A 10,276-nucleotide genomic window follows, 5' to 3' on the forward strand; every position below is an offset into this window, starting at 1 on the left:
CGCCGAGCGCTGTCGCCACGGCGGCGGGGGCGGGGGCGCTCACCTGGACGGCGATCAGCGGCCCGGTGTGTGCTTCGAGCAGCCCCGCCTACCCGTCCGCGCCCCGCTGCCGGACGACGGTGGCGCCCGCCGCCGGGGACACCGCCATCCGTGCGCTGCGGCAGGTGCCCGATGCCAGCAGGGCGTCGGCCACCTTCCGTGCCGACTCCTCGTCCGCGACGAGGAACGCCGTGGTCGGCCCGGAGCCCGAGACCAGCGCGGCCAGGGCGCCCGCCCCGGTACCGGCGGCGAGGGTGTCCGCCAGCGAGGGGCGCAGGGAGAGGGCGGCGGCCTGGAGGTCGTTGCCGAGGGCGTCCGCGAGGGCGGTGGTGTCGCCCTCGCGCAGGGCGGTCAGGAGCGCGGGGGAGGCGGCCGGCTCGGGCACCCGCGTGCCGGCGGTGAGCCGGTCGAACTCGCCGTACACCGCGGGGGTGGAGAGTCCGCCGTCGGCGACGGCGAAGACCCAGTGGAAGGTGCCGCCGACCTCGACAGGGGTCAGCTGCTCACCGCGGCCGACGCCGAGCGCCGCCCCGCCGACCAGGCTGAACGGCACGTCGCTGCCCAGTTCGGCGCAGATCTCCAGGAGTTCCTCCTGGGTGGCGCCGGTGGCCCACAGGGCGTCGCAGGCCAGCAGGGCGGCGGCTCCGTCGGCGCTGCCGCCCGCCATGCCGCCGGCGACGGGGATGTCCTTGGCGATGTGGATGTGCACATCGGGGGCGATGCCGTGCCGGGCGCCCAGCGCGATCGCGGCGCGGGCCGCGAGGTTCGTGGCGTCCAGCGGGACCTGATCGGCGTCCGGTCCGGAGCAGGTGACGCGCAGCGCGTCGGCGGGGGTGACGGTGACCTCGTCGTACAGGCCCACGGCGAGGAAGACGTTGGCCAGGTCGTGGAAGCCGTCGGGGCGGGGCGCGCCCACCGCGAGCTGCACGTTGACCTTCGCGGGTACGCGGACGGTGACGCTGCTGGTCATGCGGGAAGCTCCGGCTTGTTCTCGGCGATGGCGGCGAACTCCTCGACGGTCAGCGCCTCGCCCCGCGCCTGCGGCGAGATCCCGGCGGCGGTCAGGGCCGCCTCGGCGGCCGGTGCGGAGCCGGCCCAGCCCGTCAGGGCGGCGCGCAGCGTCTTGCGGCGCTGGGCGAAGGCGGCGTCCACGACGGCGAAGACCTCGGTCCGGCTCGCGGTCGTACGGATCGGTTCCGTGCGCCGGACCAGGGACACCAGCCCGGAGTCGACGTTGGGCGCGGGCCAGAACACCGTGCGGCCGATCGACCCGGCGCGCTTGACGTCGGCGTACCAGTTGGCCTTGACCGACGGCACGCCGTAGACCTTGTTGCCGGGCCTGGCGGCGAGCCGGTCGGCGACCTCGGCCTGCACCATCACGAGTGTCCGCTCGATGGTGGGGAAGCGCTCCAGCATGGTGAGCAGGACCGGCACGGCGACGTTGTACGGCAGGTTGGCGACGAGCGCGGTCGGCGCCGGGCCGGGCAGCTCCGTGACCAGCATCGCGTCGGAGTGGACCAGCGCGAAGCGGTCGGCACGCTCCGGGAGGCGTGCGGCGACCGTGGCCGGCAGGGCGCCCGCGAGCACGTCGTCGATCTCCACGGCGACGACCCGGTCGGCCGCCTCCAGCAGGGCCAGGGTCAGCGAGCCGAGGCCGGGCCCGACCTCCACCACCACGTCGTCGGGCCGCACCTCGGCGGTCCGTACGATCCTGCGGACCGTGTTGGCGTCGATGACGAAGTTCTGACCGCGCTGCTTGGTGGGGCGTACGCCCAGCGCTGCGGCCAGCTCGCGGATGTCTGCGGGGCCCAGGAGGGCGTCGGGCTCTGTGGTGCTCACCCGTTAAGCCTACGGCCGCCGCGGGGCCCGGGGGCCGCCGCCCGGCGCGGGGCCGCAGCCGCGTGTCCCCCGCAGGACGACGGCCCCGTCGTGCGACTGCCCGACGTACCGGCCCGGGTGCTGTGCGGGCGGCAGAGGTCTTAGGGACCTCAGAAGTCGAACGCCCGAGCGGTGTTGTCGTAGACGGTGGCGGCCAGGGTGTCCTCGTCGGTGCCCCTCACCTCGGCCATGGCGCGGAGCGTGACCGGGATCAGGTAGGGGGCGTTGGGCCGTCCGCGGTACGGGGCGGGCGTGAGGAAGGGGGCGTCCGTCTCGACGAGCACGAGCTCGGCGGGGGCGACGGCCAGCGCGTCACGCAGCGGCTGCGCGTTCTTGAAGGTGACGTTGCCCGCGAAGGACATGAAGTAGCCGGCCGCCGCGCAGATCCGGGCCATGTCGGCGTCCCCGGAGTAGCAGTGGAAGACGGTCCGCTCCGGCGCCCCGGCGTCCGCGAGGATGCGCAGGACGTCCGCGTGGGCCTCCCGGTCGTGGATGACCAGGGCCTTGCCGTGCCGCTTGGCGATCTCGATGTGCGCGCGGAAGGACTCCTCCTGGGCGGCCATGCCCTCGGGGCCCGTACGGAAGTGGTCGAGCCCGGTCTCCCCGACACCCCGTACGTGGTCGAGGGCGGCCAGGGCGTCGATCTCGGCGAGCGCCTCCTCCAGGGCGGCTCTGCCGCCCGGCTCCCTGGCCCCCTGCCGCGCCGAGCCCTCGGGGTCCCCGTGCACGATGCGCGGGGCCTCGTTGGGGTGCAGGGCGACGGAGGCGTGCACGGACGGGTGCGCGGCGGCGGTCCCGGCGGCCCAGTGCGAGCCCTTCACGTCGCAGCCCACCTGGACGACGGCGGTCACATTGACGGCGGCGGCCCGGGCGAGGCCCTCCTCGACCGTTCCGTCCTGCATGTCCAGATGGGTGTGCGAATCGGCTACCGGGACCCGGAGGGGATCGGGCAGCGGCGGGGCGTCGGTACGGCTCATGCCGACGACTCTACGAGGCCGCGAGCCCTCTCTCAGCGCCGGTGGAAGGGATGCAGCAGATCCGACAGCTGCCGGTGGCGTGGCCCGGGGCCGGGGGCCGCCGGAACGGCGGTGGTCACGGCCGCCCCGCCGGGGACGTCGTCCGCGGGGGCACGCCGGGGACGCGCGGTCCCCCGGGGCCTGAGCAGCTGCTGGACGGTGGAGACCCGGCCCGCGCGCATGATCCGGACCACGTGGGCGCCGCAGTTCGCGCAGGTGGGGGTGGACAGCGGCGAGGGCACGCGCTCCCCGTCCGCCTTGTACAGCACGTACGCGTTGCCCGAGCCGTCGATGTGGTGCTCTATGTCGTAGGCCTGTTCCCAGCCGTGCCCGCATCTCATACAGGCGAAGGCGTACGCCTCGTGCACGGTGGTCGCTGCGATGTCACTCATGCCTGCTCCTCTTGTCCGATGGACAAGCACTCCGGACAAGCACTCCGGTCGGTGCGTCCCACCCTCAAGTGGACGCCTCCACCGGCGGCGGCGCACCGGGTCTGCCGAGTGTTGGGGCGCTTTTGGCCGATCCGTGGCCCGCGTGCCCGGTACGCGGCTCGGGCTTTACCTTTCAGGCTAGTCCCTTGCCCTGTTCCTGGCCGGTCCGAGCCGCGTTCTTTGCCGCGACCACCGCATCGAACACCTGGCGTTTGGGCAGCCCCGCCTCGGCGGCGACCGCCGCGATGGCCTCCTTGCGCCGCTCGCCCGCCTCCTCGCGCACCTGCACCCTGCGTACCAGCTCGGTGTCGTCCAGTCCTTCGTTCCCGGAGTCCGTGGCGCCCTCGACCACGACGGTGATCTCGCCACGCACGCCTTCGGCCGCCCAGAGGGCCAGCTCACCCAGCGGGCCGCGCTTCACTTCCTCGTACGTCTTGGTCAGTTCCCGGCAGACGGCGGCCCTGCGGTCCGCCCCGAACACCTCGGCCATCGCGGCCAGGGTGTCGTCCAGCCGGTGCGGGGCCTCGAAGAAGACCATCGTGCGGCGCTCGTCGGCGACCTCGCGCAGCTTCCCGAGCCGTTCGCCCGCCTTGCGCGGCAGGAAGCCCTCGAAGCAGAAGCGGTCCACCGGCAGGGCGGACAGCGCGAGCGCCGTCAGCACGGCCGACGGGCCCGGTACGGCGGTGACCTTGATGTCCTGTTCCACGGCGGCGGCGACGAGCCGGTAGCCGGGGTCGGAGACGGACGGCATCCCGGCGTCGGTGACGAGCAGGACGCGCGCGCCGCCGGCCAGCGCCTCGACGAGCTCGGGCGTACGCGCCGACTCGTTGCCCTCGAAGTAGGACACGACACGCCCCGTCGTGTGGATGCCCAGCGCCTGGGTGAGGCGGCGCAGCCGCCGGGTGTCCTCGGCGGCCACGACGTCGGCCGTCTCCAGCTCGGCGGCGAGCCGTGGCGGGGCGTCCGCCACGTCACCGATGGGGGTCCCTGCGAGTACGAGCGTTCCAGTCGTTCCAGTCACATCAGCCATCCTCCCAGCACGGATGGCACCACTCGCACAGGCGCGTTCCCTACGATGGCGCGGTGACGAGTACTGCGCCCGAGGCCCGGCAGGGCAACGACGCCGGGGATCACACCGGCGACCAGCCGCCTTCCTGGCAGCAGCGGCTGCGCCGCTTCGGCCATTCCCCGCGGCCGGAGACGGGGCTGCGCGAGCGCCTGGTCCCGCCCTACGCCCGGCCCGGCCGCCAGTTCTGGAACGTGCTCGCCGTGCCCCCGGCCCTCGCCGGCCGCCTGGTGCGCTGGTCCGCCTGGGGCGGGCCGCTGCTGGTCGCCCTGGTCGCCGGGGTGCTGCGGTTCTGGAACCTGGGCAGCCCGAAGGCGGTGATATTCGACGAGACGTACTACGCCAAGGACGCCTGGGCCCTGGTCAACCAGGGGTACGAGGGTTCGTGGCCCAAGGACGTCGACAAGCTGATCCTGAAGGACCCGTCCTCGGTGGACATCCCGGTGGACCCGGGCTATGTCGTCCACCCGCCGGTCGGCAAGTGGATCATCGGGTTCGGCGAACAGCTCTTCGGGTTCACCCCGTTCGGCTGGCGCTTCATGGTGGCGGTGCTCGGCACCCTCTCGGTCCTGATGCTGTGCCGTATCGGCCGCCGGCTGTTCCGCTCCACGTTCCTGGGCTGCCTGGCGGGCACCCTGCTGGCCGTCGACGGGCTGCACTTCGTGATGAGCCGCACCGCGCTGCTCGACCTGGTGCTGATGTTCTTCGTGCTCGCGGCCTTCGGCTGCCTCCTCATCGACCGCGACCGGTCCCGCCGCACGCTGGCCGCCGCCCTCCCGGTGGACGAGGAAGGGCTGCTGCGTCCGGACGCCCACATCGCCGAGACGCTCCGCCTCGGCCTGCGCCCGTGGCGGATCGCGGCCGGCCTGATGCTCGGCCTGGCCTTCGCCACGAAGTGGAACGGGCTCTACATCCTGGCCGCCTTCGGGGTGATGGCGGTGCTCTGGGACGTCGGCGCGCGGCGCACGGCGGGCGCCGTGCAGCCGTACCGGGCCGTGGCCCTCAGGGACCTGCTGCCCGCGTTCGTCTCCACGGTCCCGGTGGCGATCGGCACGTACGTCGTCTCGTGGACCGGCTGGATCGTCACGGACAAGGGGTACTACCGCAACTGGGCGGCCACCGAGGGCAAGGGCGGCAGCTGGACCTGGCTGCCGGACTGGCTGCGCAGCCTGTGGCACTACGAGTACCAGGTCTACGAGTTCCACGTCGGCCTGACCTCCGGCCACACCTACGAGTCCAATCCGTGGAGCTGGATCGTGCTGGGCCGCCCGGTCTCGTACTTCTACGAGGAGAAGACGGGCTGCCTCACCTCGGAGACCGGCAAGTGCGCCCGCGAGGTCCTGGCGCTCGGCACCCCGCTGCTGTGGTGGGCGGCGTGCGTGGCACTGCTGTACGTGCTGTGGCGCTGGGCCTTCCGCCGCGACTGGCGGGCGGGCGCGATCGCGTGCGGGGTGGCGGCGGGCTGGGTGCCCTGGTTCTTCTACCAGGAGCGGACGATCTTCCTGTTCTACGCGGTCGTGTTCGTGCCCTTCCTGTGCCTCGCGGTCACGATGATGGTCGGCGCGCTCCTGGGCCCGGCGGCCGGCACGGGCGCCGGACACCACCTGGGCCTGGACAAGGCCGACCCGGCGGGCGAGCGCAGACGCACGCTGGGCGCGGTCGCGGCGGGTGTCCTGGTGCTGCTGATCATCTGGAACTTCGTCTATTTCTGGCCCCTCTACACGGGCACGTCGATCCCGGACACCTCCTGGCGCGAGCGGATGTGGCTGGACACCTGGGTGTAGCGGGGTACAGCCCGGCCGTGGGGCCACCGGCGTCCGGATCACCCGCGAAAGCGCTCTCCCCTGCGCGTCGCGGTCAGGTAACAACCGCCTCAGGCTTCACGGGTGTCCCGTAAAGTGCCAGGAGAAGACCTTCTTGAACATGTTCAAGAAGGCACCTGGGGAGGGGGACTGCACAGATGCGCGGTGGAGCGAAGGTCGCGATCGTCGGCGGGGTGTTCGTGCTGGTGGCCGGAGGCCTCGGTTACGGCGTGCACGAGGTGGTGCTGGGAGGCGGCGAGGGTACGGCGGCCGCCGCCGCGGCCTCGGAGGTGAGGACCGGGCCGCCCGGCGAGGAGGAGATCCAGGAGACCGCCGAGGACTTCCTGGAAGCGTGGGCGTCCGGCGACGCGCCGGCCGCCGCCCTGCTCACGAACAACGAGACCGCCGCCGAGCCCCTGCTGGCCGGTTACGCGGACGAGGCCCACGTCACGAAGGCGGTGATCACGCCGGGCGCCGCCGTCGGCGCGAAGGTGCCGTACACCGTGAAGGCGACGGTTTCCTACGAGGGGAGGACCAAGCCCTGGTCGTACTCCTCCGAGCTGACCGTGGTGCGCGGCCTGACGACCGGCAAGGCCCTCGTCGACTGGCAGCCCGCGGTGATCCACCCGCAGCTCACGGAGGGGGCGGTGCTGAGGACCGGTGAGTCCTCGACGGCGGCGATCGAGGCCGTCGACCACGACGGCGAGGTGCTCGACAAGGAGACGTACCCCTCGCTCGGGCCGATCCTGGACAGCCTGCGCGAGAAGTACGGCGACAAGGCGGGCGGTTCACCGGGCATCGAGACCTGGATCGAGCCGGCGGACGAACAGCTCCCGGACACCACGCTGCTGACGCTCGCCGAGGGGAAGCCCGGCAAGCTGGAGACCACACTCGACGCGGACGCCCAGGCGGCGGCGGAGAAGGCGGTCAAGCAGTTCGGCGGGGCGTCGGTGGTCGCCGTGAAGCCGTCCACGGGGGCGATCCGCGCGGTGGCCAACAACCCGGCGACCGGCTTCAACGCGGCGATGCAGGGCACGCAGGCGCCCGGCTCCACACTGAAGATCATGACCGCGGCGATGCTCCTGGAGAAGGGCCTGGTCACGGCGGACAGTCCGGTCGAGTGCCCGAAGGAGGCGACCTGGCAGGGCCGGACGTTCCACAACCTGGACCACTTCGAGCTCCCGCCCACCGACACGTTCACCACGAGCTTCGCGCGCTCGTGCAACACCGCTTTCATCAAGCTGATCGACGACACGAAGGACGACGCCGCGCTCGCCGAGGAGGCCCGTGACGTCTTCGGGATCGGCCTCGACTGGAAGACCGGCATCACCTCCTTCGACGGCAAGGTGCCCGAGGAGACCGGCGGTGAGGCGGCGGCCCAGTACATAGGCCAGGGCACCGTCCAGATGAACGTGCTCAACATCGCGTCCGTCACGGCGACCGCCCGCAACGGAACGTTCCGTCAGCCCGTGATCGTCCCGGAGTCCCTGGACGACCGGCAGCTCGCCACCGCCTCGCGCTCGCTGTCGCAGAACGTCACCCGGCAGCTGAACGACATGATGCGGGCCACCGCCTCCTGGGGCACCGGCAAGACGGCCATGGCCTCGGTCGGCGGCGACAAGGGCGCCAAGACGGGCTCGGCCGAGGTCGACGGACAGGCCACGTCCAACAGCTGGTTCACCGGCTTCAGCGACGACCTCGCGGCAGCGGCGGTCGTCCAGTCCGGCGGGCACGGCGGCGACGCGGCGGGCCCGGTGGTGGCGGCGGTGCTGCGCGCGGGTTCGTAGCAGGACCGCGACGCCGAAGGCGGACCACGCCTCCGGTGCCCGGAAACGCTGTGGTCCGCCCGTGGGGCGGTTCAGTAGCGTGCGGGCATGAGCGCTTCCGACACCTCCCCCGCCACGGCCTCCTCCGCCGCCCGCCCCCGGTTCGCCGAGGCCCTCCGGGAACTGGGCCTCGACGTCGAGGTACGCCGCTTCCCCGACGCCACCCGCACCGCGGCCGAGGCCGCCGCCGCGGTCGGGTGCGGACTCGGCCAGATCGTGAAGTCCCCGATCTTCGAGGCGGACGGCGTACCGCCCTTCGGGCACCGGACGAGGACCCGGGTGCCGGCCGGCCGGGGGCTGCTCCGCCATGCGGTGGTACGGGCGGCCGCGGGCACCCCGCACACGGTCTTCCCGCCCGGCCCCGAGAGCCTGATCGCGCATGCCGGCGGCACCGTGGTGGACGTGCGCGAGCGGACCGCGTGACCCCGCTGGTGGTGGCGGCCGTCCTGGCCGCCGCGATCACGCACGCGAGCTGGAACGCCATCGCCCACGCCATCCGGGACCAGGTGGTCTCCTTCACCCTGATCTCCGGCGGTGGAGCGCTGATCGGAACCGTGCTGGCCTGCTTCGCGCCGCTCCCGGCCGCCGGGGCGTGGCCGTATCTGCTCGTCTCCGCGGGCCTGCACGTGGCGTACATGCTGCTGCTGATGCGGTCGTTCAGCCTGGGCGACTTCAGCCAGATGTATCCGATCGCGCGGGGTACGGCTCCGCTCGTCGTGACGGTCCTGGCCGCCGTGTTCGTCGGGGAGCGCCCGGACGGCTGGGCGACGGCGGGTGTCGCGGTGGCCTCGGCGGGGCTCGTGGGGCTGGCTCTGTGGGGAATCCGCGGCTCCGGCGAGCGGCCTCCCCGGCTCGCGGTCCTGGCGGCCCTCGCCACGGGCCTGGCCATCGCCGGTTACACCACCGTCGACGGCGTCGGGGTACGCGCCTCGGGGACGCCGCTCGGCTACGTCGCCTGGCTGATGATCCTGGAGGGGATCGCCATCCCCGCCTACGCGTTCTGGCGCCGCCGGGGCGAACTGGCCTCCCAGCTCGCCCCGTTCGCCCTCCGGGGGCTGCTGGGCGCGGCCCTGTCGGTCGGGGCGTACGGGCTCGTCCTGTGGGCGCAGACGAAGGCCCCGCTCGCTCCGGTCGCCGCGCTCCGCGAGTCCTCGATCATCGTCGGTGCCGTGATGGGCACCCTGTTCTTCAAGGAACGGTTCGGGGCGCCGCGGATCGCGGCGGCCGGACTGATGGTCGTCGGCATCGGGCTGATGCTGCACACGGGTTGAGCGGGCAGGAGCGGAGAGGCCGTCGCTGTGCCGGAGAGGTGCGGAAGGGCCCCGTCAGCCCTCCGTGTCCCCCGCCATCGCCGCGCGGAACCCCCTGTTGACGGCCAGGAGGCCGCCGTCCACCCGCAGGGTGGTGCCGGTGATCCAGGCCGCGTCCCGGGAGGCGAGGAAGGCGACGGCGGACGCGATGTCGTCCGGCTCGCCGATCCGGCCGAGCGGGTAGAGGGCGCTCGCCCGCTCCAGGTCGTCGTCGCGGCCCGCCCAGGCGTCCGTGCGGATCGTGCCGGGGGCGACGAGGTTGACGCGGACCCCGCGCGGGCCCGCATGGCCGGCCAGTGTACGGGTGAGGGAGGCCAGGCCCGCCTTCGCGGCGCTGTAGGCGTGGCCTCCGAAGTCCTGTTCCCCGTTGACGGAGCCGATGTTGACGATCGCGCCTCGCCCCGATGCCACCAGGTGCGGCAGCGCGGCGCGCGAGCAGCGGTAGGGGCCGGTCAGGGTGGTGTCGAGGGTGCGGGCCCAGGGTTCGTCCTCCTCGTCCTCGAAGAGGGGCGCGTCCTCGTGATTGGCGTAGGCGTTGTTGACCAGGACGTCGAGCCGGCCGAAGGCGGCGACCGCGTGGGCCACCGCCGCGTCGACCGCCGCCCGGTCGCCCACGTCGCAGGCCAGGGCTTCGGCGGTGCCGCCCGCCTCACGGATACCGGCCGCGGTGCGTTCGGCGCGGCCGGCTTCCAGGTCGGTGACCAGGACGGCCGCGCCCTCGGAGGCGAGCCGGCGGGCGGTGGCCGCCCCGATGCCCTGTCCCGCGCCGGTGAGGAGCGCGGTGTGGCTGTGGAAGCGAGGAGGAGTCATAGCGCCGACCGTACTGCTCTGACCAGGGCCTGAGCACGAGGGTCAGCGGTAACTCCCTTCTGCAGACCGTTCGTCACATAACCGAGCGCGATGCCCGA

The 10,276-nt window shown here is 73.2% G+C and carries 10 protein-coding genes; 4 read left to right on the forward strand and 6 right to left on the reverse strand.

Translation table 11 applies throughout. From position 1 onward, the window contains the following. Positions 1-88: 88 nt before the first annotated feature. The 5 genes from VN520_RS27175 to rsmI all read right to left on the reverse strand — a co-directional run bounded on the left by VN520_RS27175 (position 89) and on the right by rsmI (position 4,394). Complete coding sequence (locus tag VN520_RS27175; RefSeq protein ID WP_325749589.1) at positions 89-1,009, reverse strand: 4-(cytidine 5'-diphospho)-2-C-methyl-D-erythritol kinase; 921 nt, start codon at positions 1,007-1,009, stop codon at positions 89-91. Beyond that, complete coding sequence (gene rsmA, locus VN520_RS27180) at positions 1,006-1,878, reverse strand: 16S rRNA (adenine(1518)-N(6)/adenine(1519)-N(6))-dimethyltransferase RsmA (protein ID WP_325749590.1); 873 nt, start codon at positions 1,876-1,878, stop codon at positions 1,006-1,008. Before rsmA ends, VN520_RS27175 begins: the two co-directional genes overlap by 4 nt. Before the next feature lie 149 nt (positions 1,879-2,027). After that, the gene (locus tag VN520_RS27185; RefSeq protein WP_325749591.1) at positions 2,028-2,894 is read right to left on the reverse strand and encodes a TatD family hydrolase; all 867 of its coding nucleotides are present in this window, start codon (positions 2,892-2,894) and stop codon (positions 2,028-2,030) included. 32 nt (positions 2,895-2,926) lie between these two features. Next, entirely contained in the window at positions 2,927-3,325 is a 399-nt protein-coding gene (locus VN520_RS27190; RefSeq protein WP_325749592.1) for a hypothetical protein, read from the reverse strand. A 172-nt stretch (positions 3,326-3,497) separates the two neighbouring features. Further along, positions 3,498-4,394: a 16S rRNA (cytidine(1402)-2'-O)-methyltransferase gene (rsmI, locus tag VN520_RS27195; RefSeq protein ID WP_325749593.1), complete on the reverse strand. Its 897-nt coding sequence runs from the start codon at positions 4,392-4,394 to the stop codon at positions 3,498-3,500. Between the two features lie 53 nt (positions 4,395-4,447). Between rsmI and VN520_RS27200 the strand changes: the two genes are divergently transcribed. The 4 genes from VN520_RS27200 (at position 4,448) to VN520_RS27215 (ending at position 9,329) form a co-directional block, all read left to right on the forward strand. Further along, complete coding sequence (locus VN520_RS27200; RefSeq protein WP_325749594.1) at positions 4,448-6,214, forward strand: dolichyl-phosphate-mannose--protein mannosyltransferase; 1,767 nt, start codon at positions 4,448-4,450, stop codon at positions 6,212-6,214. A 176-nt stretch (positions 6,215-6,390) separates the two neighbouring features. After that, positions 6,391-8,019, forward strand: a complete 1,629-nt coding sequence (locus VN520_RS27205; protein WP_325749595.1) for a penicillin-binding transpeptidase domain-containing protein — start codon at positions 6,391-6,393, stop codon at positions 8,017-8,019. 87 nt (positions 8,020-8,106) lie between these two features. After that, a complete protein-coding gene (locus tag VN520_RS27210; protein WP_325749596.1) occupies positions 8,107-8,481 on the forward strand; it encodes a YbaK/EbsC family protein in 375 nt (124 codons plus the stop codon). Then, a complete protein-coding gene (locus VN520_RS27215) occupies positions 8,478-9,329 on the forward strand; it encodes a DMT family transporter (protein WP_325749597.1) in 852 nt (283 codons plus the stop codon). Before VN520_RS27210 ends, VN520_RS27215 begins: the two co-directional genes overlap by 4 nt. Before the next feature lie 54 nt (positions 9,330-9,383). Here VN520_RS27215 and VN520_RS27220 read toward each other — a convergent pair whose 3' ends face one another. After that, positions 9,384-10,178: an SDR family NAD(P)-dependent oxidoreductase gene (locus VN520_RS27220; protein ID WP_325749598.1), complete on the reverse strand. Its 795-nt coding sequence runs from the start codon at positions 10,176-10,178 to the stop codon at positions 9,384-9,386. Positions 10,179-10,276: the final 98 nt, after the last annotated feature.

The organism is Streptomyces sp., from assembly GCF_035563135.1.
In the GTDB taxonomy this organism is placed as follows: domain Bacteria; phylum Actinomycetota; class Actinomycetes; order Streptomycetales; family Streptomycetaceae; genus Streptomyces.